The following is a 24,220-nucleotide window of genomic DNA, read 5'->3' as shown; positions in this document are numbered from 1 at the left end:
CGTAAAGATGAATCGCATCACCGCCGCTGGCCCCCTGGCTGCGGGCGACCCCGCCACCACCCGCCGCCGCTTCACCACCGCCCTGCTGGGCGCCGCCACCTTGGCCGCCGTCCCGCCCGCCTGGGCGGCGAACGAGCCACCGATCCACGTGCTGGTGGGCTTTCCGGCCGGAGGCGGCTCGGACGTGATCGCGCGGCTGCTGGCCGAAAAGCTGGAAAAGGCGCTGGACCGCAGCGTGGTGGTTGAAAACCGCCCCGGCGCCGGCGGCCAGATCGCCGCGCAGCAGCTGAAGGCCGCGCGACCCGACGGCACCACGGTGTTCCTGTCCCACGACCACACCATCTCGATCCTGCCGCAGGTGGTCAAAAAGCCTGGCTACGCACCGCAGGAAGACTTTGTGCCGCTGGGCGGCTTTGCCACCTTCGTCAACGGCCTGGCCGTATCGCCCGGCACGCCGGCCAGGACGGTGCCCGAATACGTCGAATGGGTGAAGTCACAGGGCGGCAAGAGCGCGGTCGGCATCCCCGCGCCGGCCTCGACACCCGAGTTTCTGGTGCAGCTGATCGCCAAGCGCTACGGGCTGGACCTGGTGGCCGTGCCCTACAAGGGCAGCGCACCGATGATGGCCGACATGCTGGGCAACCAGATTGCGGCCGGCGTCGGCTCGGTGCAGGACTTCATCGAGTACCAGCGCGCCGGCAAGCTGCGCATGATCGGCGTGCTGGGCGGCGCGCGCCAGGCCGCCGTGCCCGACGTACCCACGTTCAGCGAACTGGGATTCAAGGGCCTGGAAGAAACGCCCTTCTACGGCATCTGGGCGCCCAAGGGCACGCCGGCGGCCCTTGTCACGCGCTTCAGCCGCGCGCTGGACAGCGTGGTGGCCCTGCCCGACGTGCGCAAGCAGCTCACCGACCTGGGCCTGACGGTGGACTCCATGAGCCCCGCGCAGTTGGCCAAGCGCGAGCAGGCCTACACCAGGGTGTGGTCGCGCATCATCCGCGACAGCGGTTTTCAGCCGCAATAAGACACGCCGATCAGTCCGGCGCCGGCAGCCGGATATCCGACGTGCCGGCGTGCAGCTGCCGCGGGTATTCGCGCGTGCGGTCGATGCATCCGCCGTCGGCGTAGACGCCCTTCGGATCGCGCAGGCGCTGCATGCGCGCCAGCACCTCGGCGGTGCGCGCGGCGTCCTGCAGCGTGGCGGCAGTCAGCCGGTCGACCACCGACTCGTCCATCACCAGTTCGCCCTGCTCGTTGAGCTGCGCGCCATCGCGCCAATGGTGGATTTCGACGCACTTGGCGTCGAAGCTGTAAGGCTGGTCGCGCTTCCAGAAGTTCGAAAACAGGCCGCCGCCCAGGTAGATCACCCACGAGCCCTCATAGCCCGGAATGTCGGCCGAGCGCTCGTCCGGGTTGCGGAACCACACCCGGTCACCCGGCACGTAATAGCGCGGCGGCAGGGGCTGCTCCATGCTGCCGTACTCGATCAGGAACACGTCGTGAAACAGCGCCGACCGGATGGCGCGGCGCCGGCTGACCTCGGCCAACGCGGTCAGCAGCGGCGGGTTGCGCTCGGCCAGCTCGCGCGCCAGGCCCAGCAGGATGACGTATTCGGTCGCGCGGTAGCACGAAAAGTCGTAGCGCCGCCCGGTCACGTCGGGCTGCGTGGCGGCCTGCAGCGCCGCGATGAGGCACTGCGACGGCTTGAGCAGAAAGCCGTGCTCGTCGTCGTAATGCCAGTAGTCGGGCGGCCGCTCGGCGGCTTCGGTGCAGAACGCCAGCGCCGTGCGGCGCGCCGCCTGCGCGATGTGCACGCGCACATTGACGGCGGACTGCAGCTCATCCAGGCTGCTGAACGCCATCTGAATCGGCGCCGCCAGCATGGCCACCACGGTCTCGCGCTGCAGCGCGCGGTCGTCGTCCGCTGATTCCAAGCCCAGCCGCTGCGCCAGCTGCAGCGTGTCGAAACCCGGCGCCCATTGCGCAAGCGCGTCCGCGTTCAGCCCCACCGCAACGCTGCGCGGCTGCGCGGTGCACAGGGCGACGCGGTCTTTCAAGCCGTGGGCGTCCAGCCAGTCCCGCAGCGCGTGCTGCAGGTCTTGGAGGGTCTGGTGCGGCGCGGCCGACACGCGAACTCCGGCGGCCGTCGCGACGGCGGCGGACTCGGCGCTCGTCATGCGCCGAGTGTCGCCGCGAGTGCTCGCCCGCCGCATCGGGGAAAACGTGGTTCGATCAGCTCAGGCGTAGGTCACCCAGTCGTGCCAGCGCGCGCCTTCCAGGTGCGGCAGCGTGTTGTAGGTGACCAGCATGTGGCGCTTGGGCGTGAAGGCGAACTCGGTCACCGAGCAGTTGCGGATGCGCAGGTTCAGCTCGATCGTGGTCTCGGGCGATGTGCCGAGGATGTGCCCCACGGCGGTCGAGATCGGGCCGCCGCTGGACACCAGCAGCACCTGCCCCTGGTGCTGGCGGCGCACCTGGTCGAGCGCGCCGACCACACCGGCCACGAAGTCGGGGTAAGTCGGCATGCCCACGGGCTGCGTGCGGCCCGCCATCCAGGCCGCCAGCCCTTCGCGCAGCAGCCGGAAATGGTGGCGGTACTTCTCGGGCGTGTCGGGCTTGGGCAAAGGTTCGGGGTGGATGGCGCGCACGACCGCTTCGCTGTCGTATTCGTTCAGCCCCGGCAGCGCCTGCGGCGTCAGCCCCGTCAGGCCCGCCCCTTCGGCCACGCCCTGCCAGGTTTCGGCATGGCGGCGCAGCGTGCCGGTCAACACGGCGTCGAACTGCGTCAGCCCGCTGGTCGCCATCCATTCGCCCAGACGCCGGCTCTGGCGCCAGCCCAGGTCGCTGAGGCGGTCATAGTCGTCGGCGCCAAAACTGGCCTGGCCGTGGCGCACGAGGTAGAGGGTTCCCATGCGGCGCATTGTGTGGGCATTGCGCCGCGGGCGGCGCGACAGCCGTCACCTGCGTGACGAATTCAGCGCCCTTTCGCCACTCCGCCGCTGCACACAAACCGTCTGAAGCTACTTGTTTTGTAGCACGCGGGCAAACGCCGCCGCATCCACATTGGCGCCGGTCAGTGCGATGCCGACCGCCTGGCCGCGCAGTTGCGCCCGCTCCTGCAGGGCCGCGGCCAGCGCGGCTGCGCCGGCGCCCTCGGCGACGTTGTGCGTGTCGACGTACAGCGCGCGCATGGCGGCTTCCACTTCGTCGTCGCTGACGTGCACCACGTGGTCAAGGCCGTGCATCAGCACCGACAGGGCGGCCGGGTCGGCACGGCGCACCGCCATGCCGTCGGCGATGCGGGTGTTGGCGGGCGCTTCGACCACGCGGCCGGCGGCGATGGAATCGGCGTAAGTGGTGGCGTGCGCGCTGACAACGCCGACGATGCGCGCGGGGTGGTTCAGCGCGCGCTTGGCGGCGATGGCGGCGCATGCGCTGGAGCCCAGGCCGATGGGCACGTAGGCGACCTGAAGCTGCGGCACCGCACGCAGCAGCTCCCACCAGTAAGTCGCCACGCCGCTGACCAGGTCGGGGTGAAAGCTGGGCACGCGCAACGCACCGCGTTCGGGGGCCAGGCGCGCGGCATGGTCGCTGCTTTCGGTGAAGTCGTCGCCATGCTCGATCAGTTCAACGCCCAGCGCGCGCATGGCGGCGTTCTTTTCGACCGAATTGCCGCGCGGCACGACGATGGTGCAGGCCACGCCATGGGTGCGCGCCGCCCAGCCGATGCTCTGGCCGTGGTTGCCGCGCGTGGCGCTGACGACGGCGCGCGGCAGTTCGCCACGTCGCGCCAATGCGTCGAAGAAGGTGAGTCCGCCGCGAATCTTGAACGCGCCGACCGGCGTGTGGTTCTCATGCTTGACCCAGCAGTCGGCGCCCAGCCGCTGCGACAGCATCGCCCAGCGGTACTGCGGCGTGGGCGGAAATTCGCGGTAGACAACTTGGGCGGCGGCTTCGATATCGGCCAGCGTCGGCAGCAGGTTCATTCAGCGCACTCCTTCGTCAGACGACAAGCTGACCACGCCACGCGGCGTGCGCAGCGTGGCGTGCAGCGCGGCGGGGCCTTCGTCGACCGGCACCGCACCGAACCCGACGGCTGCGCAGGCCTGCCGCAGCGTGGCCGCGCGCGGGTGCGAAAGCCGCAGCCCCTGCAGCGACACGCCAACCTGGGGCATCGACGCGGCCGGATGCACCGCGCCCCATTCGATCAGCGTGGGCAGCGCGCCGTCGAACAGCCGCTGGCCGTCCGGCCGCACGGCGATCTTCCATTCGAGCAGCCCGCGCGGCGTCATGCGGCTGGCGGCGCGCACGTCGCCGCGGTCGATGTCCAGCGTGGCCAGGCGACCCACGGCGCTGTCGATGTCGGGCACGCGCGCCACCCAGTGGATGAGCTGCGGGCCTTGCGCGCGCACGCGCTCGCGCAGCGCGGGGTCGTCCATGTCGAACCAGCGCTTTTGCACGGCATTTTGGCCCCCACCGCTGTCTGGATGGGCGCGAACAGCTCCTGGATCGATAGCAATGATCTCCAGGTAGCTGAGCGGGAATTCATCCGACGCGCTAGCAAGCAGCCGGTTGTGCGTGCCGAACAGCGGGTGCTGGCCGCCCGGCCCCGGGGTTACGCCCAGCATCTGCTCGCACCACGCGGCGCCTTGCTCCAGCGTGTCGGCCAGCACCACCAGGTGGTCAAGCGCCGGTGCGCTCCAGCCGGCTGCGGCCGTCACAACGTCACCTCGCCGCGAATCACGCCCACGCAGTCGCCGCCCACCCAGATCTGTCCTGAGCCTGTCGAAGCGGTCTGGCCTTCTCCGTCGCGCTCCACATGCACGCGCCCGGCGCGGCCGAGCACCGTGCCTTGGGCGGCCACGTAGCGCGCGGGCAGGTCACCGGTCTCGATCAGCCACTGCGCCAGGCTGGCGTTGAGGCTGCCGGTGACCGGGTCTTCGTTGACGCCGACGGCAGCCGCAAAGGCGCGCACCTCGATCGCTGGGGCGTCGGCGCGGGTGTCGAACGCGCGCGCTTCGCGGCTCGACCGCGCTATCAAATCAGAAGCTGTCGACGCCGACACCTTGGCCGCCACGCCCACTTTCTGCTTCAAGCTTTCAAGCTGGCCGTGGTTCGGCTCCAGCGCCAGCAAGGTGTCGACGCTGTCCACCAGCAGGGCCAGCCACTGCGGGCCGTTGTCGAGCGATTGCGCTTTCAGTATCTGCGCGGGTTTCAGCCCCAGCGCGGCGGCCACCTTGGCCAGGTGCGTGGGACTGGGGCCGCTCAGGTGGGCGGGCGGCGCGGCAAAGGCCAGGCGCGCGCCGTCGCGCCGGATCGGCACCAGGCCCTTGGCACACTCCTGCACGATCATGTCGCCGCGCCTGGGGACGCCGCCCGCCGCCAGCCACGCGAAGCACGAACCCAGCGTGGGGTGGCCCGCAAACGGCAGCTCGCCCCCGGGCGTGAAGATGCGCAGGCGATAGTCGGCCTTCGGGTCGGTGGGCGGCAGCACGAAGGTGGTTTCCGACAGATTGGTCCAGCGCGCGAAGCGCTGCAGGGCGGCGTCATCCAGGTCGGTGCCGTCCAGCACCACGGCCACCGGGTTGCCGAAGCCTGCGGTGGCGGTGAAGACGTCGATCTGGGCGAAGGGGCGGTTTTTCATGGGGGAGCCAGTCAGGCCAGAGGAAGATCGAGCACGCCGCGCGTGGCCGGGCGCGCCAGCACGGCGTTGAACCAGCGTTGCACGTGCGGCGCTTGGGGCGTGGGCTGCGGCAGGTTCCACCAGCGGTGGATGTCGCAGGCGACGGGAATGTCGGCCATGCTGAAGGCATCGCCGCCCATCCACGCGCGGTGGGACAGGTGCGCGTTGAGCATGGCGATGCACGGTGCCATGGCGGCGCGCGAGGCGTCGATCACCTCGGGCTTGCGCTGCTCGGGCGGCGTGCGCACCAGTTGCAGAAACGCCGGGCTGCCGGCGCGGTTCAGCGTGGTCTGCTGCCAGTCCATCCAGCGCTCGGCGTCAAAGCGGGCGCGCAAATCCTGCGGGTACAGCGCCGGCGCGTAGCGCGCGCACAGGTAGCGCACGATGGCGTTGGATTCCCACAGCACGAAGTCGCCGTCTTCCAGCAGCGGCACCAGGCGGTTGGGGTTCTTCGCCACATAGTCGGCGTCGTTGACGACACCGAAGGCGAGGCCCGCGTCGATGCGCTCAAAGGGCGCGCCCGCCTCCTGCAAGGTCCACAACACCTTGCGTACGTTGATGGACGTGGTGCGGCCCCACAGTTGGATCATGGTCAGCCTTGCATCGCCGCGCGCACCACCTTCCCCAGCGCGGCCATGCCCTGGTCGATCTGCTCGGGCGTGGAAGTGACGAAGGACAGCCGCAGCGCGCGCGCATCGGGTTCATCGGCGAAGAAGGGCGCGCCGGGCACGAAGGCCATGCCGGCATCGACGGCCTTGGGCAACAAGGCCTGGGCGTTCAGGCCTTCGGGCAGGCGCACCCACACGAACATGCCGCCGACGGGCTGTGTCCACTCGGCACCGGTCGGGCCCAGCTCGCGCGCCAGCGCGGCCAGGATGGCGTCGCGCTGCGCGTGGTAGCGCGCGCGGATGGTGGGCACGTGGCGGTCGAGGAAGCCGTCCTTGATGACCTCGGCCACCACGCGCTGGTTGAAGCCGGGCGTGTGCAAATCGGCCGCCTGCTTGGCCTGCAGCAGCTTGGGGTACAGCGCGGGCGGCGCGACGATGTAGCCTAGGCGCAGGCCGGGCGCCAGGATTTTGCTGAACGAGCCCAGGTACACCACGCCCTCGGGCCAGCGCGCCAGCAGGGGCGCGGGCGGCGGTGCGTCGAACCACAATTCGCCATACGGGTTGTCTTCGACAATCGGCAGGCCGTGCTCGCGGCAGACGTCGATCACGGCCTGGCGGCGCGCTTCGTCCATGGTGCGGCCGGTGGGGTTCTGGAAGTTGGGCAGCAGGTACATGAAGCGCGGCCGCTCACCTTTTTGAAGCGCGCTGCGCAGCGCGGACGCCGACACGCCGCCCATGTCGCTTTCAACGCTCTCCACCGCCGGCTGCATGGGCGTGAAGGCCTGCAGCGCGCCCAGGTAGGTGGGCGACTCGACCAGCATGCGGCTGCCCTTGTCGAGCAGCACCTTGGCGATCAGGTCCAGCCCCTGCTGGCTGCCGGTGGTGATGAGCACCTGGTCGGGCGACACCTGCGCGCCCTGCTTGCCCAGCTCGGTGGCGACCCACTGGCGCAATTCGGGCAGCCCTTCGCTCGACGCGTATTGCAGCGACGGGCGCGCGATGGCGCTGCCTTCGGCCAGCACCGTGGCGCAGGCTGCACGCATGGCGTCGACCGGAAAAGTCTCGGGCGCGGGCAGGCCACCGGCAAAGTTGAGGATGCCGGGGCGCTCCGTCACCTTCAGGATTTCGCGGATCGCCGAGGGGTTCATGGCGTGGGCGCGCTCGGCCAGTTGCCAGGGGCTGGCTTGCTTGAGGTCGGTGGGGTTCATGGTTTTTCTCCTCCAGCGGGTCCGTAGAAGATGACCCAGGTTGCAAAGTCGGGGGTGAAGGCTTCGAAGCGATGGTCGGCATCGGCGGGCACGAACAGCACGTCGCCGGGCGCGGCGGGCAGATTCTGAGCGCCGATGCGCAGTGTGGCGTGGCCGCGCTGCACTACGTACAGCTCGTCCTGCGCGTGCGGCTGCTGGCGATCGCGCCCATCGGCGTTGCTGCCGGGGGCGTACAGCTCGACGGACATGCTGCCATGTGCGAATGCCATCGCAAACGGCAAGCCCTCAGGGTACGCACGGGTCGGCGCCGCGGGCAGCTGCGCCAGCAGGTCGTGCAGCGACGCTCTCATCTCAGCCTCCGGCTGGCAAACACGATGGCCACCACCGCCAGCGCAAAGCCGACGGACACCGCGTCCAGCCGCTCGCCCAGCAGCGGCCACGCAAACAGCATCGCCAGAAACGGCTGCAGCAGTTGCGTCTGGCTCACGCGCAGGGCGCCGCCCCAGTCCAGCCCGCGGTACCAGGCGAAGAAGCCGGCCCACATCGACACGGTGCCCACATAGACAAAGCCCGCCCAGCTGCTGGCACGGATGTCGCCCGCGTTGGCCGGCCACAGCCACAGCGCCACCGGCAGCGTGAGGGGCAGCGCGCCCAGGCACACCCAGCAGATCACGCGCTCGGCGCCCAGCGCGGGCGTGACCTTGGCGCCATAGATGTAGCCAACCGCGGCCGCCAGCACCGCACCGGCCAGCAGGGCGTCGGCCGCGGCGAAGCCGAAGCCGCCCGATTCGCCCGCGCGCAGCCACGCAAACACCACCACCAGGGCGCTGCCCGCGACGGCGCAGGCCCAGAACGCCGGCCGCGCGCGCTGGCCCAGGGCAAAGGCGGCCACCGCCGCCGTCACCAGCGGCAGCAGCGCAATGATGACGGCCGCGTGCGTGGCCGTCACGCTGCGCAGCGCCCACGCCAGCAGCAGCGGAAACCCGATGGCGTTGCCGGCCATCGACAGCGACAGCGCCCGCCACTGCGCGGCCGTGGGCCAGGGCGAGCGCGCCACCAGCAGAAACGCCGCCGACAGCAGCCCCGCCAGCGCCGCGCGGCCAAAGGTGACGAACCAGGGCGACAGCTGCGGATGTTCGGCAGTGCCCGTGGCCAGCCGGGTCGCCGGCAGCGTGATGGCAAAGCACGCCACGCCCAGCACGCCCAGCCAGAAGCCCGCCACCAGGCGCGCATCACCTTGCGGCGCGCGCAGCGCCCAGCGCGATGTGCCAGCGCTCATGCCCCGGCCACCCCGAAAACCGCCTGTCCCACATGCCACGGCAGCCGCACCCCGGCGGCGCTGCCCAGCGCGTTCCAGGCCATCCACAGCGCGGTGACCACCAGCGCCAGCGCCATCGCGCGGTTGAACCACAACAGGCGCCGGCCCTGCGCCAGCCATTGCCGCAGCATCGACCCCACCAGCGCATACAGGAAGTTGCTGGCAAAGGCGTAGCCCAGCATCACCGGCAGCACGACCAGCAGGCGGCCCGTCCAGTCGGGCTGCCCGCCGATCCAGCCGGCCACGATGGACAGCGCCAGCATCCAGGCCTTGATGTTGACGAACTGCAGCAGCACGCCCTGCCAGAAGGTGACGTCCAGCCGCCCCTGGTCAGCCTGCGCCAGCGCGCCGCTTTGCGCCAGACGCGCGGCCAGCCACAGCATGTAAGCCACGCCCAGGCCCAGCACGCCCCAGCGCAGCACAGGCACCGCCAGCACCAGCGCGCCCACGCCCAGCGCGCTCAGCACCAGCAGCGCGGCCCAACCCACCGGCACCGCCAAGACAAAGTGCATGGCGCTGCGCAGGCCGCGGTTGGCTGCTATGGCGGTGGACAGCGTGGTGTTGGGGCCGGGCGTGAAGCTGACCGCGGTGGCCAGCGCCAGCAGCGCGGTGAATTCGGACCAGGACATGGCGCCACTGTAACGCCGCACACCCACACACCGTCAATACAGTTGACAAGCGCAGATCACGAACTGTATGGTTCAGCGTCACGACACACGGCGCCCACGCCGGCTTCCTGACATGCTGCATCCCGCCCCCGCCAAGACCCTGACCCACCAGCTGGCCGACCGCTTTGCCGAGCGCATCCGCGACCGCCTGCTGGCACCGGGGACCCGCCTGCCCAGCGTGCGCCAGTGCGCGGCCCAGCAGGGCGTAAGCCCGTCCACCGTGGTCGCCGCGTACGACCAGCTGCTGGCGCACGGGCTGGTCGAAGCGCGTCGCAACCGCGGCTTCTTCGTGCGCGATCTGGCCCAAAATGCCGCCCCAGCGCTTGCTGCATCAGCGCGAACAGCTACTGATTCAATAGCAACCGGCGATATCGCCGAGGCCCGCCGCCAAAGCGCGCCCATCAGCGCGGCAACGCTGATGCGCGGCATGTTCAGCGGCGACCGCGACGGCAAGCCCCAGCCCGGCATGGGCGTGCTGCCGCCCGACTGGCTGGACAACGACTTCATGGCCAGCGCGCTGCGCCGCGCCAGCGCCGGCGCCGGCCTGCGCGACGCCACCGTGCGCTACGGCGACCCGCAGGGCGACGCCGAACTGCGCCGCGTGCTGTCGGCCCGCCTGGCGCGGCAGGGCATCGAGGCCGCGCCGTCGCAGATCGTCACCACCGTGGGCGCCACCCAGGCGCTCGACATCGTCAGCCGCACGCTGCTCAAGCCGGGCGACACGGTGATGGTGGAAGAACCCGGCTGGTCGGTCGAATTTGCGCGGCTGGCGGCGCTGGGCATGCGCATGCTGCCGGTGCCGCGCGGCCCGCAGGGGCCCGACCTGGACGTGATGGCGCGCCACTGCGAAGCCCGCGCCGGCACGCGCGACGCACCGCGCCTGTTCGTCAGCGTCAGCGTGCTGCACAACCCCACCGGCTACTGCCTGGGCCCGGCCAGCGCGCACCGGCTGCTGCAACTGGCGCAGCAGCACGACTTCCACATCGTCGAGGACGACACCTACCACCACCTGGCGGCCGAGCACGCCACGCGGCTGGCGCAGCTGGACGGGCTGGCGCGCACCGTCTACGTCAGCGGCTTCGCCAAGATCCTGGCGCCGGCCTGGCGCGTCGGCTTTCTGGCTGCGCCGCCCGCGCTGGTCGAGCCGCTGCTGGACACCAAACTGCTGGCCACCCTGACCACGCCCACGCTGCTGGAGCGCGCCCTCGCCCAGGTCATCGACCAGGGCCAGCTGCGCCGCCATGCCGAGCGCGTGCGCACCCGGCTGGACACCGCGCGCAGCCGCAGCGTGAAGCTGGCGCTGCAACATGGCTGCACCTTTGCCGCCGAGCCGGCGGGGCTGTTCGGCTGGGTCGACACCGGCGTCGACACCGACCAGCTGGCGCTGCGCCTGCTGGACGACGGCTACCTGCTGGCGCCCGGCGCGCTCTTCCACGCCACGCGCCAGCCCAGCACGCTGATGCGCATCAACTTTGCCTGCACGCAGGACGTGGCGTTCTGGCGCGCGTTTGCACGCTCGCGCGACGAACTGGCCGCGCCTATTCGGGCTTGATGCCGGCCGATTTGGCCAGCTGCGTGTAGCGCTGCGCGTCGGCCTTGATGACGCGCGCCAGTTCCTGCGCGCTGCCCACGCTCGGCTCCACGCCCGCGTTCGACAAGGTGGCCCGCACGGCCGGGTCGGCCATGATCTTGCTGACGTCGGCGGCCACCTTGGCGACCACCGCGGGCGGCATGTGGGCCGGCCCCATCAGCGCGTACCAGATCGAGAAGTCGAACGGCTTGAAGCCCTGCTCCTCAAAGGTGGCCGCATCCGGCAGCAAGGCATACCGCCTGGCCGACGACACCCCCACCACGCGCAGGCGGTTGTCCTTGGCATAGGGCGCCACCAGGTTGGCACTGACGATGGCCAGCGGAATCTGGCCGCCCACCACATCCGTCAGCGCGGGCGAACACCCCTTGTAGCCGGCGTGCGCGGCCGGCACGCCCGTCTTCTGCTTGAGCAGTTCCATCACGAAGTGCTGCGGCGTGCCGATGCCGCAGGAGCCGTAGCTGAGCGTGTTGGGCCGCGCCTTGGCGGCAGCGACCAGATCGTTCACGCTGCCGATCTGCGCGCCGGGGTGCGCGGCCAGCGCAATGGGGGTGATGCCCAGCAGCAGGATGGGTGTGAGGTCCTTTTCGGCGTCGTACGGCAGCTTTCCCGTGAGCCCCAGGTTGGTCACCATGGTCGAGTTCTGCAGCAGCAGGGTGTAGCCGTCCGGCTTGGCGCGCACCACTTCCTGCGAGCCGATGTTGCCCGAGGCGCCGGCCTTGTTGTCCACCGCCACGCCCTGCCCCCAGGCCTGCTGCAGGCCAGCGCCGATCTGGCGCGCCAGGATGTCGGAGCCGCCGCCCGTGGCATACGGCACGACGATGCGCACGCCGCGCGTCGGGTAGGCTTCGGTCTGCGCCTGCGCGGCGCCGCAGACCAGCAGGGCGCCGACCACGGCGGTGATGAAGTTGCGTCGCATGTTGGGTCCTTTCATTGATCCAGGTCGACCGCGCCCAGCCGCTGCACCCACAGGTTCCACGAGCGGGGAATCTGCCCGTCGTTCATCTCCGACGACAGCTGCGCTTCCTGCGCGTTCAGGAAGGTGATGTCGCCCAGCGGCTGCGCAGCCAACTGCAGGCGCGCGTTCATTTCGGTATAGATGGCGCGGTACACCACCTGCTCCAGCGACGTGCCGACCACCGTCGAGCCATGGCCGCGCATCAACACGCAGTTGTGCTGGCCGAGCGAGCGCGCCAGTGCCTGGCCCAGATAGCTGCTGCGGATCAGCATGTCGGTGTCGCCGCCCGCGTCACGAATGTCGAAGTGCGCCGACCCACTGCCCAGAAAACCCGCCATGTGATAGACCGGCTTCAGCGCGTGGCGCGTGATGGCGAATGGAATGACGCTGGGCGAATGGCTGTGCACCACGGCCATCACGTCGGGCCGCGCGCGGTAGATCTCGGCGTGGATGAATCTTTCCAGGTACGGCCGCTCGGAGTCGGCCGAAACGGCGTTGCCATCAAAATCGTAGCAAGTGATGTCACGCCGCCGCACCAGTCCGGGCGCCCGGTTGCACGACAGCAGAAACACGCCGGGTTCGCTGTCGTGCCGCACGCTGGCATGGCCAAGGCCATCGACGATGCCCTGGTCGTAGAGGATGCGGTTGGCAAGGACCAGCCGATCGATGAGATCGGCCGCAGGAGGCTTCAGGGACATGGCGGCTCGGGGCTTGGCGGACCCCGCAACTTACCTCATTTCAGCCAGTCGCGTCGGACCCACGGGCCTGACCTCGCCGTCGTTCCTCAAGGCGCATCGGGCAGCACCGCCGTCACCTCGATCTCCACCTTGGCGCGCGCCTCCATCAGCCCCGCGACCTGCACGCAGCTCATGGCGGGAAAGTTCTTGCCGATCACTTCGCGGTACACGCCGCCCAGTTCCTTCAGGCGGCTGTTGTATTCGTCGCGGCTGACCACGTACCAGGTCATGCGCACCATGTGCTCGGGGCCGGCCCCGGCCACTTTCAGCACGTCGACGATGTTGATGAGCGCCTGCCGCGTCTGCGCGATGAAGTCGTCGCTTTCAAACTGCTGCTGCGCGTTCCAGCCGATCTGGCCGCCCACATAGATTTGGGTGCCGCGCGCGGCGATGCCATTGGCGTAGCCCTTGGCGGGCGCCCAGTCGGCGGGGTGAAGAACCTTCCTCATATCCATACTCCAGAATTTCTGCGCGCATACGCACCACGTGAAACAAACACCGTACCCATCCACTGCACAAAGGGCCGCGGAGCAGGCCATGCCGGAACGCCGTGGCCGGACCTGTGCCGGCCACCAGCGCTGTCCCCCCTGCCGGGGGGAAGGCGCGAAGCGCCTCAGGGGGGGAGACTTCTCCCTCAACTTGAAGCGCTGCAGCTTGCCGGTTTCGGTGCGCGGCAGCGCGGTGACAAATTCAATCTCGCGCGGGTACTTGTAGGGCGCGATGCTGCTCTTCACGTGGTCCTGCAGCGCCTTGACCATGGCGGCGTCGCCCGCGTGGCCGGCTTTCAGCACGACCACGGCCTTGATCACCATGCCGCGCTCGTCGTCGGGCTTGCCGATCACGCCGCATTCGGCCACGGCCGGGTGCGTCAGCAGGCAGTCCTCGACCTCGGGGCCGCCGACGTTGTAGCCGGCGGTGATGATCATGTCGTCGTCGCGCGCCTGGTAGTGAAAGTAGCCGTCGGCGTCCTGCACAAAGGCGTCGCCGGGGCGGTTCCAACCATCCGGCACATAGCGCGTCTGGCGCGCGTCGTCCATGTAGCGGCAACCCGTGGGGCCGATCACCGCCAGCTTGCCGACCGTGCCGCGCGGCACTTCGCGGCCCTCGTCGTCCACCACCTTGGCCTGGTAGCCGGGCACGACTTTTCCGATAGCGCCCCGCCGCACATCGGCGCCGTCCGACGAGATGAAGATGTGGAACATCTCGGTGGCGCCGATGCCGTCCAGCATCTCTATGCCGGTGGCGTCTTTCCACAGCTGGCGCGTGGCGTCCGGCAAGGCCTCGCCCGCGCTGACGCAGGTGCGCAATGTGGGGATGCCGATGGCCCGGGCGTGTGGCGCCATCTGGCGATAGAACGTGGGCGCGGTGTAGCAGGTGGTGACGCCGTGCTCGCGCATCTGGCGCACCATGGTTTCGGGGTTGTAGGGCACGTCGGGGTAATAGATGCTGGCGCCCGCCCACATCGGAAACAGCAGCAACCCGCCCAGCCCGAAGGTGAAGGCCAGCGGCGGCGATCCGGTGACCACGTCATCCGGTGTGGCGCGCAGCACGTGACGCGGCCAGCATTCGCACGCGGCCAGCACGTCGCGATGCGTGTGCACCACGGCCTTGGGCGCGCCGGTGGTGCCGCTGGTAAAGGCAAGCAGCGCGATGTCGTCGGCCGCGGTGGCGCAGGCGGTGAAGCTGGCCGGCTGGCGCGCCGCAAGCGCGCCCAGATCCTGCGGGTCATCCGCGGCGCCAAAGCGCACGATGTGGCGCAGCACGCCCGGCTGCGCGGCCTGCGCCTGCTCCAGCTCGGGCAGCAAGCGCGCGTCGCAGATGGCAGCCACAGGTTGTGCCTTGCCGATCACCTTGCCCAGTTCCAGCGCGCGCAGCAACGGCATCGTGGCCACCGCCACCAACCCGGCCTTGACCACCGCCAGCCACGACAGCGCCATGCCGATGGAGTTGCCGCCGCGCAGCAGCACGCGGTTGCCGGGCTGCAGCTTCAGATCGTGGACAAGATAGTTGGCGATGCGATTCACGCGCTCGCGCGTTTCGGCGTACGTGAACGTCACTTGCGGTGAGCGCAGCAGCGGCCGCTCGCCCCAGCCCTTCAGGTCCACTGCGTCGTCCAGCAGGCGCTGCACCAGATTGACCTGATCGGGGAACTGCAGCTCGGGCAGGTCGTAGCGAAACGCCGGCCACTGGTCGCGCGGCGGCAGGCGGTCGTGCACAAAGCGGTCGGTCTGGGCGCTGGGTGTGGTCATGGGCAGCTCCATGCGAACGTGACCGGGGATTTGCGCTCTCGCCCCGCTGGGGAGAGAGCCTGCCCCGGACTCGATCCGGGGGCGAGGGTAAGGGGACGTAGCGTCATCAGCGGGCGCGGTTGGCCCCCAACCCTGCCGTCCCCCAGGAGGGAAAGGAGAAAGGCACCCTCACCCCAACCCGCTCCCGCACGCGGGAGAGAGAGAAAGTCAGCACGCCCTACTGAAGTCACTGCAACACCGCCTTGCCGATGATCAACTGCTGCACCTCGGTCGCGCCTTCGTAGATGCGCAGGCTGCGGATGTCGCGGTACAGCGATTCGACCTTGGCGCCCACTTCGACGCCGCGCCCGCCGTGCATTTGCAGCGCCATGTCGATCACGCGCTGGGCGTTTTCGGTGGCGGTCATCTTGGCCATCGCCGCGGCCACGCTGCGCTCTTTCATCGAGCCGTGCTGTGTGTCGCGCATCCACGCCGCGCGGTAGGTCAGCAGCGCGCCGGCGTCGATCAGCGCGGCCATCTCGCCCAACTTGGCCTGCGTCAGCTGAAAGTCGGCGAGCGTCTGGCCGAACATCTGGCGCTGGCGCGCGTAATCGATCGCTTCAGCCAGCGCGCGGCGCGCCATGCCCAGCGCGGCGCCGGCCACGCTTGCGCGGAAGATGTCGAGCGTCTGCATCGCCAGCTTGAAGCCACCGTTGACGTCACCCAGCGGCGCGTCGCCCGCGACCGCGCAGTCGGTCAGCTTCAACGTCGCCAGCGGGTGCGGCGCCATCACGTGGATGTGGGCGCTGTCGTCCAGCCCAGGCGCGCCTTTGTCGACGATGAAGGCGGTGACGCCGCGGCTGCCGGCTTGCGGCTCGGTCTTGGCGAACACGCAGTAGAAGTCGGCCAGGCCGCCGTTGCTGATCCAGGTCTTGGTGCCGTTCAGGCGCCAATGCGCAGCTTTAGAGTCGCGTTGGCCTCCAGCGCCCGCCCCCTCTGCGCAAGCAGCTATGGTTTGCATAGCTGCTACGTCCGACCCGGCCTGCGGCTCACTGAGCGCAAACGCCGCGATCTTGTCGCCGCGCGCCACCGCCGGCAGATACGCCGCCTGCTGCGCCGGCGTGCCGCCGAGCGAAATCGCGCCGCTGCCCAGGCCCTGCATGGCAAAGGCAAAGTCGGCCAACGGCGAATAAAAGGCCAGCGTCTCGCGCAGCACCACCAGCGCGCGCGAATCGAGCTGCGGCAATGCGCCGCCGTGTTCGGCCGCGACGCAGTATTTCAGCCAGCCGTCGCTACCCAGTCGCCGCACCCAGTCGCGGCAGGCGGCGCGGTCATCGCGCTCGTCCACGTCTTGCGCGGCGGCCCACGCGGGCAGGCGCTGGCCAATGTCGCGGTGCGCGGCGTCGAAGAAGGGCAGCGAGAGGTGGGCGATGGAAGGCGTCATAGGTGTGCGTTATTGACAGAAATACCGGACGCGAAGGACGCAAAGATCACGCGAAGGACGCGAAAAAAATTCAATTCAGGTTTTCTCTTCGCGTCCTTCGCGTGATCTTTGCGTCCTTCGCGTACTTGCATTTGGGTTTCAATCCCCCCCCAAACACCGGCTTCTGCTTCGCCGCGAAAGCCTCATACGCACGCCGGAAGTCCTGCGTCTGCATGCAGATGGCCTGTGCCTGTGCCTCGGCCTCGATGGCTTGCTCAATCGTCATGGCCCACTCTTGCGACAGCATGGTCTTGGTCATGCCGTGCGCAAACGTGGGGCCCGCCGCCAGGTCTGCGGCCATGGCCTGCGCTTTGGCCAACAGATCGCCGCTGTCGTGCAGCGCGTTGAAAAAGCCCCAGGCCAGGCCTTCTTGCGCGGTCATCGCGCGGCCGGTGAACAGCAGCTCGCTCGCGCGGCCCTGCCCGATCACGCGCGGCAGCAGCGCGCAGGCGCCCATATCGGCGCCGGCCAGGCCGACGCGGGTGAACAAGAACGCCGTCTTGGTCGCGGGCGAGCCATAGCGCAAATCACAGGCCAGCGCCATCATCGCGCCCGCGCCGGCGCACACGCCGTCGATGGCGCCGATGACGGGCTGCGGGCAGCCGCGCATGGCCTTCACCAGATCGCCCGTCATGCGGGTGAACTCCAGCAGCTCGGGCATCGTCATCCGGGTCAGCGGGCCGATGATGTCGTGCACATCGCCGCCGGAGCAGAAGTTGCCGCCCTCGCCGGTCACCACCACCACCTTCACGTCGGTGGCGTAGCGCAGGCCGTTGAACAGATCGCGCAGCTCGCCATAGCTGTCGAAGGTCAGCGGGTTCTTGCGCTCGGGGCGGTTCAGGCTCACCGTGCCGACGCCATTGGCGTCGCAACTCCAGGCGAAGTGTTTGGCCTGGTAAGGCGAGCGGGCGTCGAATTGTGGGCGCATGGGGTTGCCCGCGCCGATGTAATGCTTCATGCTGTCTCCAGAAAATGGGCTTTCACCTTGCCCAGCAAGGTGTGCAGGGTTTGAATGTCGCGCGGGTTCAAGGCCGCAAAGGCGCCCATGATCCACGCATCGTGCGCGTGGGCCATGGCGTTGAATTGCTGGCGGCCCTTGGACGTCAGCCGCACGCGGTAGGCGCGTCGGTCGCCTGCCACTTCGGCACGCTCGACCAGGCCTTCGGCCTCCAGCTGGTCGGTGATGCCGGTGATGTTGCCGCCGGTCACCATCATGCGGCGCGACAGCTCGTTCATGCGCATGCCCTCGGGCACGCGCTCCAGCTGCGCCATCAAATCAAAGCGCGGCAAGGTGGTGTCGAACTGCTCGCGCAAGTCGGTGCGTACCTGCTTTTCAATCAGCTGCGTGCAGGTCAGCAGACGCAGCCACAGGCGCAGTTCGTCAGGATGTTCGGCGTGGGCGCGGGCTTCCAGGTCCATGGCCTCACACCGTCGTCGCGGCCACGTTTGCTATGGATTGAGGAGCTGTTTGCGCTGTACTGGCGGGCGCCAGCGCCGCTTTTTGCCTTGCCAGCTCGCGGTACAGCTGGTCGCGTCCGCTCAGGTATTGGCGCGGCCAGCCGATGGCGTGGTTTTGCAGCTTGGCGGCTTCGTGCAGCGTCCAGGCCGGGTCGGCCAGGTGCGGGCGGCCCACGGCGCACAGGTCGGCGCGGCCGGCGGCGATGATGCTGTTGGCGTGGTCGGCCTCCGAGATCGCACCCACGGCCATGGTGGCAATGCCTGCCTCGTTGCGGATGCGGTCGGCAAACGGCGTCTGGTACATGCGGCCGTAGGTCGGCTTGGCGGCGCGTGTGGTCTGGCCGGACGACACGTCGATCACGTCGCAGCCCGCGGCCTTGAACAGCTTGGCGACTTCCAGCGCGTCGGCGGGCGTGGTGCCGCCGGGCGCCCAGTCGTGTGCCGAGATGCGCACGCTCATCGGCTTGTCTTGCGGCCAGGCGGCGCGCATGGCGGCGAACACTTCCAGCGGGTAGCGGCAGCGGTTTTCCAAAGAACCGCCGTACTCGTCCGTGCGCAGGTTGGTCAACGGGCTGATGAAGGACGACAGCAGGTAGCCGTGGGCGCAGTGCAGCTCCAGCCAGTCGAAGCCCGCTGCGTGGGCGCGGCGCGTGGCGGCGACGAAGGCATCGCGCAGCGCATCCATGTCGGCGCGGGTCAGCGATCGGGGCGTCTGGTTCTGCTCGCCATAGCGCACGTCGCTGGCGGCCACCAGCGGCCAGTTGCCTTGCGGCAGCGGCTCGTCCATCGCCTCCCAGCCGAGTTGCGTCGAACCCTTCGGCCCGCTGTGGCCCAGCTGGAGGCCGATGGCGGCGTCGCTGTTCGCATGCACGAAGTCGACGATGCGTTGGAAGGCGGCCTGCTGCGCGTCGCTCTCCAGCGCCGGACAGCCGGGGGTGATGCGGCCATCAAAGCCGTGGCGGTGCGTGGGCGAGGTCATCTCGACCATCACCAGCGCCGCGCCGCCGACAGCGCGCGCGCCCAGGTGCATCAGGTGCCAGTCGCCGACCACACCGTCTTGCGCGCTGTATTGCGCCATGGGCGAGACGACGATGCGGTTCTTCAGCGTCAGGCCGCGCACCGTGAAAGGCGTCAGCATGGGCGGGACGGTTGATCCTGAAACAGGAGCTATTTGCGCTTGACTGGCAAGCACCGGAGCCTGATTTGACTCAAAACCAGGCGGTGCCGTGCGTGTGCGCGCGAACCACGCCTCGTAGCCTTCGAGCCAGGCCGCGTCGCGCAGGCGCAGGTTCTCGTGACTGATGCGCTGGCTGCGCGTGAGCATGCTGTACATGAACTGCGGCGGCTCCAGCGTGTCGCAGTAGCGGTCGCCGCAGACCTCGAACCATTCCATGGCGTTCCAGGCGGCGTTTTGCAACTTCAGCGCCTCGACGCTGCGCGTGGCTTGATAGCGCGTGAGCACCTCGCCGATGCGCTCGGGCGCGTCGCCCATCTCGATGAACAGCCGCGTGAGCTCAATCGCATCCTCGATCGCCAGCTTGGTGCCCGATCCGATGGCAAAGTGCGCCGTGTGCACCGCGTCGCCCATCAGCACCACGTGGGCGCCGTGCGCGTTCTTCAGCCACCATTGTTCGCACTTCACGCGCTGGAAATTGAGCCAGGCCGAGCCGCGCAGGTGGCGCGCGTTGGTCATCAGCTTGTGGCCTTGCAGCGTGCCGGCGAACAGCTTTTCGCAGAAGGCAATCGATTCGTCCTGCGTCGCCTTGTCGAGCCCATGCGCCAGCCACACGTGCTCAGGGCATTCAACGATGAAGGTGGTGGTGTGCTCGTCAAACTTGTAGATGTGGGCCTGAAACCAGCCGTGCTCGGTCTTTTCAAACACGAAGGTGAAGGCGTCGTACAGGCGGTTCGTGCCCAGCCAGATGTAGCGGTTGGGGCGCACCACCAACTCGGGCTGGAACACGTCCTGGTGCAGCGTGCGAACTTTCGAGTTGATGCCGTCGCTGGCGATTATCAGGTCAGCGTCGGGGAATTCGGCGTCGGAGTTGACGTCGGCCTCGAACACCAGCTTGACGCCCAGTTGCTCGCAGCGCGCCTGCAGGATGTTGAGCAGCTTCTTGCGCCCGATGCCGACAAAGCCGTGGCCGCCGGAGCGGATCACCTCGCCCTTGAAATCGAGCTCGATGTCGTCCCAGTGGTTTAAAGCCTGCTCGATCTCATCGGCCGTGGCCTTGTCCCACTGGCGCATGTTGTCCATGGTGGCGTCGGAAAACACCACGCCCCAGCCGAAGGTGTCGTAGGGCTTGTTGCGCTCGACCACGGTGATGTCGTGGGCCGGGTTGTGCTGCTTCATCAGGAGTGCGAAGTACAGGCCAGCGGGGCCGCCGCCGATGCAGACGATGTTCATGGTTCAACAGTTTATATATGAATTATTAGCCGTCAACTGCTTCTTTGTGCTGCTCGGACGTCGGCTTTACGCCGGGGGCTGTCGCAGCGCCGGCACCCCGCGCGCCGTGCGGGGGTGCGCACGGCGCGCGGGGCGTAGCCCTTACTTCAGCAAGACAAAGTTGCCGCCGCGCACCGTGATGAGCTCGCGGCCGCGCTTGTCAAAGCCGCTGTGGTCCTGCGGCGTCATGTTGTAGACGCCCTGCGTGCCCACCATTTCACGGGTCTGCTCCAGTGCGTCGCGCAGCGCGGCGCGAAACTCCTTGGTGCCCGGCTTGCCGCGCTTCTCGGCCAGCGGGATGGCCTGCTGCAGCAACAACCCGGCGTCGAACACGTTGGCACCGAAGGTCGCGGGCTTGGATCCATTCAGCTTCTCATACGCGGCGATGTAGTCGGCGGCGACCTTCTTGGAGGGATTGCTGTCGGCGATTTCGGGCAGCACCAGCATCAGGCTGGCGGCAAGGATCGTTCCGTCCACCTTCTTGCCCCCCAGCTTGAGGAACTCAGGCAGCGCGGCGCCGTGTGTCTGGTAGATCTTGCCCTTGTAGCCCTGGTCGAACAGCGTGACCTGCGGCAGCACCGACGGGCCGCCAGGCACGGCCACCAGCACGGCGTCAGGACGTGCGCCGACGATCTTCAGACCCTGCCCGACCACGGACGTGTCCGACCGCTGGAAGCGCTCGTTGGCGACGACCTTGATTCCCAGCTTGTCGGCCATGCCGCTCACGACCTTGAACCAGTTCTCGCCGTAGGGGTCTGACGTGCCGATGAAGCCCAACGTCTTGATGCCCGTCCTGGCCATGTGCTCCAGCAAGGCATCGGCAATGATGTCGTCGTTCTGCGTGGTCTTGAACACCCACTTCTTCTTCTCGTCCATCGGCACCACAACGGCTGCCGTGCCCACAGGCGCCAGCAGCGGCACGCCCGCGTCGGCCACGAACTGGATGACACCCATGGCGTTGGGCGAACCCGACGGGCCGATGATGGCGTCGACGTTGTTTTCCGCGATCAGCTTGCGCACGGCGGTCACTGAGTTCGTCGGATCGCTGGCGTCGTCGAGCGCGATGTACTCAACGCTCAGATTACCGATTTGCTTGGGCAGCAGCGGCACGGTGTTCTTCTGCGGAATACCGACCAGCGCTGTCGGCCCCGTGGCGGAGGTGATCACCCCCACCTTGACCTGGGCCAGCGCCGCCGATCCGGCGCCGAGCGCCAGCGCGAGGCAGGCGACCGAGCGAACGACATGCGTGAGTTTCATGATGTGTCTCCTGATGCAGGGGTTGGAAAAACGTCGATTCAGAGGGCCAGCGAGCCCACACTCGTGCCGCCGCATACATAAAGCACCTGGCCCGTCACGAAGCCGGCGGCCGGGTCTGCAAAGAACGACACTGCGCGTGCGACATCGGCCGATTCGCCCAGGCGCCGTACAGGCACCGAAGCCGCCAGCGCGCGCTCGCGGTCACTGTCTTTTTCGACCACGTCGTAGAACATGTCGGTGCGGATCGGCCCCGGTGCCACCACGTTGACGGTGATGCCTTCGGCGGCCAGCTCGAGCGCCCAGGTCCGCGCCATGCCCAGCATGCCCGCCTTGGTGGCCGAATAGGCCGTGCGCGTCGCCAGTCCCAACGCGGCACGCGATGACAGCAGCACCACCCGACCGTAGCGTTGTGCCCGCATGGTCGGCAGCGACGCCTGTACCAGCTGGATGGCCGAAGCCAGGTGCAGATTGAGCAGGGCATCGACGTCGGCCAGCTGGACATCCGGCAGCAGCGCGGCGCGAATCACGCCGGCGTTGTGGACGACGGTGTTGACAGCTTCGCGCGCCGCCAGTTCGCGCACGGCCTGGGTGGTGGCTTCGCGATCCATCAGGTCGACCAGCACGTTGCCTAGCTGCGGATGGGCAATATCGCATGGCCGCCGCGACAGGGAGATCACGCGACACCCCTCGTTCAACAATTGCTCGCAGATGGCGCGGCCGATGCCGGCGCTTCCGCCGGTCACCACTGCCACACGAGGAGGATGTTGCGTCATCAACGACTCCTGTTCAATCGCTCTTGATGCCGCGCGACTTGACGATCGGTCCGAACAACGCGATCTCGGACTGCACCATCGCCTTGACTTCCGCCGGACCCAGCGGCATGGCATCGGCGGCGAACTCGGCAAATTTCGTCTTGATGGCGGGCTGCGCCAGCAGGCGATTGATTTCGCGGTTCATCCGCTCCACGTGCGCTGCCGGCATCGCGGCGGGCGCGTAGATGACGAAGGGCGTGTCGACCAGCACATTGGGAATGCCTTCTTCGGTGATGGTCGGCGCACTGGGATAGTTGGGCGTGCGCTGCCGACTCGCCACGCCCAGCAGCTTGAGCTTGCCCGCCTTCACGTGCTGGAACATGGTGCCCGGCATGAAGCCGAAGTCGACCTGTCCCGCCATCAGGTCCTGGATGGCGGGCGCCGCGCCGCGATACGGAATGTGCGTGGCGAAGATGCCGGCACCCTGCTTGAACAGTTCGCCACCGACGTTCGGCGTGGTGCCCGCGCCGGCCGATGCGTAGCTCAGCTTGCCGGGGTGCGCCTTGGCATAAGCCACCAGCGATTTCACGTCCGTGACCGGCAGCGTCGGCCGCGTCACCAGGAACAGCTGGGTGTTGGCCAGCAAGGCCACGTGCTGAAAGTCCTTGGCCGGGTTGACCGGCATGCGCTCGAACATGACGGGGTTGACCGATTCGAGCGTGCTCACGTTCACCATGAAACTGTGGCCGTCGCCGCCGGTGCGCGCCAGTTCGACGGCGGCCACATTGCCGCCAGCCCCGCCCTTGTTTTCGATGATGACAGGTTGCCCCAGTGCCTCGCCCAGCGGCACCTGCAGCATGCGCGCCAGCACGTCGGCCAGCCCGCCTGGCGGAAAAGCGACGATGAAGCGCACCGGCTTGTTGGGCCAGGACGCCGGTTGTGCCATCGCGCCGCCGGCTGCCAGCGCCAGCGCGGCGGCCATCAGTGTCCATCGGCCGATCAATCGCAACATGGGACGTGTTCTCAAGACAAACCTCCACCCTGCACCAACGCCAGCACCCGAAGCGGGCTGCCGCTGCCGTTCTGGATTTTCAGCGGCGGGCAAATCAGCATGGCGCCCGTCGGCGGGAGCAGGTGCAGGTTGGTCAGGCATTGCAGCCCGTACTTGCCGGCACCGTGCATGAAATAGTGGCACGGATACGGCGGGCGCAGGTGATAGCCCTGTCCCGCGTCGGTGCCGATGGCCTCGGAGCCGAACCCCAGCACGTCACGCTCGTTCACCAGGAACTGCACAGCCTCGCTGCTGGGGCCGGGCGTGTGCTGGCCAGTCTCGTCGAAATTCTGATACGCCTCGGGATCGCGGCGCTGCGACCAGTCGGTGCGCATCAGTAGCCAGGCGCCCGCCGGGATGCGGCCATGCGCGGCCTCGAACTCCTGGATATCCTGCACTGTCAGCAGGTAATCCGGATCGTCCTGCACCTTCTGGCTGCAGTCGATCACGCAGGCCGGTGCCACGAAGTGCTGTGGCGCGATGGTGTCCACGGCGTTGTGGGGCAGGTGCCGACCCGATATCCAGTGGATGGGTGCGTCGAAATGGGTTCCGGTATGTTCGCCGCACGAGAAGTTGTTCCAGTACCAGCCAGGGCCACGCTCGTCGTAGCGCGACACCTCTTCGATGCGGAACGGCCAGCACTGGCCCATCTCCGGTGGCAAGGCGATCTGGGGAAATTCGGGCGTCAGCGTCTGGGTCAGGTCGATGACGCGAATGTCGCCCGTGGCCAGCGCAGCGGCCAGCTGCGCCAGCAGTGGGGGTGACTGGTGGGACATG

At 68.5% G+C, this 24,220-nt stretch carries 22 protein-coding genes and 2 pseudogenes; 2 read left to right on the top strand and 22 right to left on the bottom strand.

Features of this window, described 5'->3' with window-relative positions:
- The first annotated feature begins 7 nt into the window (after positions 1–7).
- Positions 8–1,024 carry a Bug family tripartite tricarboxylate transporter substrate binding protein gene (locus R0D99_RS02660; protein WP_317749831.1) on the top strand — a complete coding sequence of 339 codons (1,017 nt, stop codon included), beginning with the start codon at positions 8–10 and terminating at the stop codon, positions 1,022–1,024.
- 10 nt (positions 1,025–1,034) lie between these two features.
- On the opposite strand, the gene R0D99_RS02655 is transcribed toward R0D99_RS02660, so the two are convergent.
- The 10 genes from R0D99_RS02655 to R0D99_RS02610 form a co-directional block, all read right to left on the bottom strand.
- Complete coding sequence (locus R0D99_RS02655; RefSeq protein WP_317749830.1) at positions 1,035–2,177, bottom strand: hypothetical protein; 1,143 nt, start codon at positions 2,175–2,177, stop codon at positions 1,035–1,037.
- A 60-nt stretch (positions 2,178–2,237) separates the two neighbouring features.
- Positions 2,238–2,912 (bottom strand): histidine phosphatase family protein, encoded by a 675-nt coding sequence (locus R0D99_RS02650; protein WP_317749829.1) that lies wholly within the window; start codon positions 2,910–2,912, stop codon positions 2,238–2,240.
- 108 nt (positions 2,913–3,020) lie between these two features.
- Entirely contained in the window at positions 3,021–3,986 is a 966-nt protein-coding gene (locus R0D99_RS02645; RefSeq protein WP_317749828.1) for a threonine dehydratase, read from the bottom strand.
- Positions 3,987–4,721 carry a VOC family protein gene (locus tag R0D99_RS02640; protein WP_317749827.1) on the bottom strand — a complete coding sequence of 245 codons (735 nt, stop codon included), beginning with the start codon at positions 4,719–4,721 and terminating at the stop codon, positions 3,987–3,989.
- A complete protein-coding gene (locus R0D99_RS02635) occupies positions 4,718–5,644 on the bottom strand; it encodes a PhzF family phenazine biosynthesis protein (RefSeq protein WP_317749826.1) in 927 nt (308 codons plus the stop codon). The genes R0D99_RS02640 and R0D99_RS02635 overlap by 4 nt, the downstream gene beginning before the upstream one ends.
- A gap of 11 nt (positions 5,645–5,655) precedes the next feature.
- The gene (locus tag R0D99_RS02630; RefSeq protein WP_317749825.1) at positions 5,656–6,273 is read right to left on the bottom strand and encodes a glutathione S-transferase family protein; all 618 of its coding nucleotides are present in this window, start codon (positions 6,271–6,273) and stop codon (positions 5,656–5,658) included.
- A gap of 2 nt (positions 6,274–6,275) precedes the next feature.
- On the bottom strand, positions 6,276–7,499 hold the full coding sequence (locus R0D99_RS02625; RefSeq protein WP_317749824.1) for a PLP-dependent aminotransferase family protein: 1,224 nt from the start codon (positions 7,497–7,499) through the stop codon (positions 6,276–6,278).
- Positions 7,496–7,849: a cupin domain-containing protein gene (locus R0D99_RS02620; protein ID WP_317749823.1), complete on the bottom strand. Its 354-nt coding sequence runs from the start codon at positions 7,847–7,849 to the stop codon at positions 7,496–7,498. The genes R0D99_RS02625 and R0D99_RS02620 overlap by 4 nt, the downstream gene beginning before the upstream one ends.
- On the bottom strand, positions 7,846–8,778 hold the full coding sequence (locus R0D99_RS02615; RefSeq protein ID WP_317749822.1) for a DMT family transporter: 933 nt from the start codon (positions 8,776–8,778) through the stop codon (positions 7,846–7,848). Before R0D99_RS02615 ends, R0D99_RS02620 begins: the two co-directional genes overlap by 4 nt.
- Positions 8,775–9,446, bottom strand: a complete 672-nt coding sequence (locus tag R0D99_RS02610) for a LysE family translocator (RefSeq protein WP_317749821.1) — start codon at positions 9,444–9,446, stop codon at positions 8,775–8,777. Before R0D99_RS02610 ends, R0D99_RS02615 begins: the two co-directional genes overlap by 4 nt.
- Positions 9,447–9,558: 112 nt before the next feature.
- Between R0D99_RS02610 and R0D99_RS02605 the strand changes: the two genes are divergently transcribed.
- A complete protein-coding gene (locus tag R0D99_RS02605) occupies positions 9,559–11,037 on the top strand; it encodes a PLP-dependent aminotransferase family protein (RefSeq protein ID WP_317749820.1) in 1,479 nt (492 codons plus the stop codon).
- Here R0D99_RS02605 and R0D99_RS02600 read toward each other — a convergent pair.
- From R0D99_RS02600 to R0D99_RS02545, 12 genes and pseudogenes are all read right to left on the bottom strand, one after another.
- Positions 11,024–11,992 carry a Bug family tripartite tricarboxylate transporter substrate binding protein gene (locus tag R0D99_RS02600; protein WP_317749819.1) on the bottom strand — a complete coding sequence of 323 codons (969 nt, stop codon included), beginning with the start codon at positions 11,990–11,992 and terminating at the stop codon, positions 11,024–11,026. The genes R0D99_RS02605 and R0D99_RS02600 overlap by 14 nt on opposite strands.
- A gap of 11 nt (positions 11,993–12,003) precedes the next feature.
- Positions 12,004–12,729, bottom strand: a complete 726-nt coding sequence (locus R0D99_RS02595; RefSeq protein WP_317749818.1) for a class II aldolase/adducin family protein — start codon at positions 12,727–12,729, stop codon at positions 12,004–12,006.
- A gap of 86 nt (positions 12,730–12,815) precedes the next feature.
- A complete protein-coding gene (locus R0D99_RS02590; protein WP_416366015.1) occupies positions 12,816–13,406 on the bottom strand; it encodes a RidA family protein in 591 nt (196 codons plus the stop codon).
- A pseudogene (locus R0D99_RS02585) lies at positions 13,398–15,017 on the bottom strand (AMP-binding protein); the annotation flags it as partial. The pseudogene R0D99_RS02585 and the gene R0D99_RS02590, both read right to left, overlap by 9 nt.
- 226 nt (positions 15,018–15,243) lie before the next feature.
- Positions 15,244–16,440, bottom strand: coding sequence for an acyl-CoA dehydrogenase family protein (locus tag R0D99_RS02580; protein ID WP_317749817.1), 1,197 nt, complete (start codon positions 16,438–16,440; stop codon positions 15,244–15,246).
- Positions 16,441–16,585: 145 nt separating this feature from the next.
- Positions 16,586–17,437 (bottom strand): annotated as a pseudogene (locus tag R0D99_RS02575) (enoyl-CoA hydratase family protein); the annotation flags it as partial.
- On the bottom strand, positions 17,434–17,898 hold the full coding sequence (locus tag R0D99_RS02570) for a MarR family winged helix-turn-helix transcriptional regulator (protein ID WP_317749816.1): 465 nt from the start codon (positions 17,896–17,898) through the stop codon (positions 17,434–17,436). The gene R0D99_RS02570 and the pseudogene R0D99_RS02575, both read right to left, overlap by 4 nt.
- Before the next feature lie 4 nt (positions 17,899–17,902).
- On the bottom strand, positions 17,903–20,344 hold the full coding sequence (locus tag R0D99_RS02565; RefSeq protein WP_317749815.1) for a bifunctional salicylyl-CoA 5-hydroxylase/oxidoreductase: 2,442 nt from the start codon (positions 20,342–20,344) through the stop codon (positions 17,903–17,905).
- A gap of 141 nt (positions 20,345–20,485) precedes the next feature.
- Positions 20,486–21,640: an ABC transporter substrate-binding protein gene (locus tag R0D99_RS02560; protein ID WP_317749814.1), complete on the bottom strand. Its 1,155-nt coding sequence runs from the start codon at positions 21,638–21,640 to the stop codon at positions 20,486–20,488.
- Between the two features lie 38 nt (positions 21,641–21,678).
- Positions 21,679–22,413 carry an SDR family NAD(P)-dependent oxidoreductase gene (locus R0D99_RS02555; protein WP_317749813.1) on the bottom strand — a complete coding sequence of 245 codons (735 nt, stop codon included), beginning with the start codon at positions 22,411–22,413 and terminating at the stop codon, positions 21,679–21,681.
- A 13-nt stretch (positions 22,414–22,426) separates the two neighbouring features.
- On the bottom strand, positions 22,427–23,404 hold the full coding sequence (locus R0D99_RS02550) for a tripartite tricarboxylate transporter substrate binding protein (protein WP_317749812.1): 978 nt from the start codon (positions 23,402–23,404) through the stop codon (positions 22,427–22,429).
- A gap of 11 nt (positions 23,405–23,415) precedes the next feature.
- The gene (locus tag R0D99_RS02545) at positions 23,416–24,219 is read right to left on the bottom strand and encodes a cyclase family protein (RefSeq protein WP_317749811.1); all 804 of its coding nucleotides are present in this window, start codon (positions 24,217–24,219) and stop codon (positions 23,416–23,418) included.
- Between the last annotated feature and the right edge of the window lies 1 nt (position 24,220).

The sequence above is a fragment of the Ottowia sp. SB7-C50 genome (assembly GCF_033110285.1).
Lineage (GTDB): Bacteria > Pseudomonadota > Gammaproteobacteria > Burkholderiales > Burkholderiaceae_C > Ottowia.
This window is presented reverse-complemented; position numbering and strand designations above follow the sequence as displayed.

Bases quoted from the DNA above. Each gene is read 5' to 3' on its own strand.
- R0D99_RS02555 (WP_317749813.1), bottom strand. From the start codon at position 22,413: ATGACGCAACATCCTCCTCGTGTGGCAGTGGTGACCGGCGGAAGCGCC.
- R0D99_RS02580 (WP_317749817.1), bottom strand. From the start codon at position 16,440: ATGACGCCTTCCATCGCCCACCTCTCGCTGCCCTTCTTCGACGCCGCG.
- R0D99_RS02650 (WP_317749829.1), bottom strand. From the start codon at position 2,912: ATGGGAACCCTCTACCTCGTGCGCCACGGCCAGGCCAGTTTTGGCGCC.
- R0D99_RS02615 (WP_317749822.1), bottom strand. From the start codon at position 8,778: ATGAGCGCTGGCACATCGCGCTGGGCGCTGCGCGCGCCGCAAGGTGAT.
- R0D99_RS02545 (WP_317749811.1), bottom strand. From the start codon at position 24,219: ATGTCCCACCAGTCACCCCCACTGCTGGCGCAGCTGGCCGCTGCGCTG.
- R0D99_RS02610 (WP_317749821.1), bottom strand. From the start codon at position 9,446: ATGTCCTGGTCCGAATTCACCGCGCTGCTGGCGCTGGCCACCGCGGTC.
- R0D99_RS02620 (WP_317749823.1), bottom strand. From the start codon at position 7,849: ATGAGAGCGTCGCTGCACGACCTGCTGGCGCAGCTGCCCGCGGCGCCG.
- R0D99_RS02595 (WP_317749818.1), bottom strand. From the start codon at position 12,729: ATGTCCCTGAAGCCTCCTGCGGCCGATCTCATCGATCGGCTGGTCCTT.
- R0D99_RS02635 (WP_317749826.1), bottom strand. From the start codon at position 5,644: ATGAAAAACCGCCCCTTCGCCCAGATCGACGTCTTCACCGCCACCGCA.
- R0D99_RS02655 (WP_317749830.1), bottom strand. From the start codon at position 2,177: ATGACGAGCGCCGAGTCCGCCGCCGTCGCGACGGCCGCCGGAGTTCGC.
- R0D99_RS02660 (WP_317749831.1), top strand. From the start codon at position 8: ATGAATCGCATCACCGCCGCTGGCCCCCTGGCTGCGGGCGACCCCGCC.
- R0D99_RS02565 (WP_317749815.1), bottom strand. From the start codon at position 20,344: ATGAACATCGTCTGCATCGGCGGCGGCCCCGCTGGCCTGTACTTCGCA.
- R0D99_RS02625 (WP_317749824.1), bottom strand. From the start codon at position 7,499: ATGAACCCCACCGACCTCAAGCAAGCCAGCCCCTGGCAACTGGCCGAG.
- R0D99_RS02560 (WP_317749814.1), bottom strand. From the start codon at position 21,640: ATGAAACTCACGCATGTCGTTCGCTCGGTCGCCTGCCTCGCGCTGGCG.
- R0D99_RS02600 (WP_317749819.1), bottom strand. From the start codon at position 11,992: ATGCGACGCAACTTCATCACCGCCGTGGTCGGCGCCCTGCTGGTCTGC.
- R0D99_RS02605 (WP_317749820.1), top strand. From the start codon at position 9,559: ATGCTGCATCCCGCCCCCGCCAAGACCCTGACCCACCAGCTGGCCGAC.
- R0D99_RS02630 (WP_317749825.1), bottom strand. From the start codon at position 6,273: ATGATCCAACTGTGGGGCCGCACCACGTCCATCAACGTACGCAAGGTG.
- R0D99_RS02570 (WP_317749816.1), bottom strand. From the start codon at position 17,898: ATGGACCTGGAAGCCCGCGCCCACGCCGAACATCCTGACGAACTGCGC.
- R0D99_RS02645 (WP_317749828.1), bottom strand. From the start codon at position 3,986: ATGAACCTGCTGCCGACGCTGGCCGATATCGAAGCCGCCGCCCAAGTT.
- R0D99_RS02550 (WP_317749812.1), bottom strand. From the start codon at position 23,404: ATGTTGCGATTGATCGGCCGATGGACACTGATGGCCGCCGCGCTGGCG.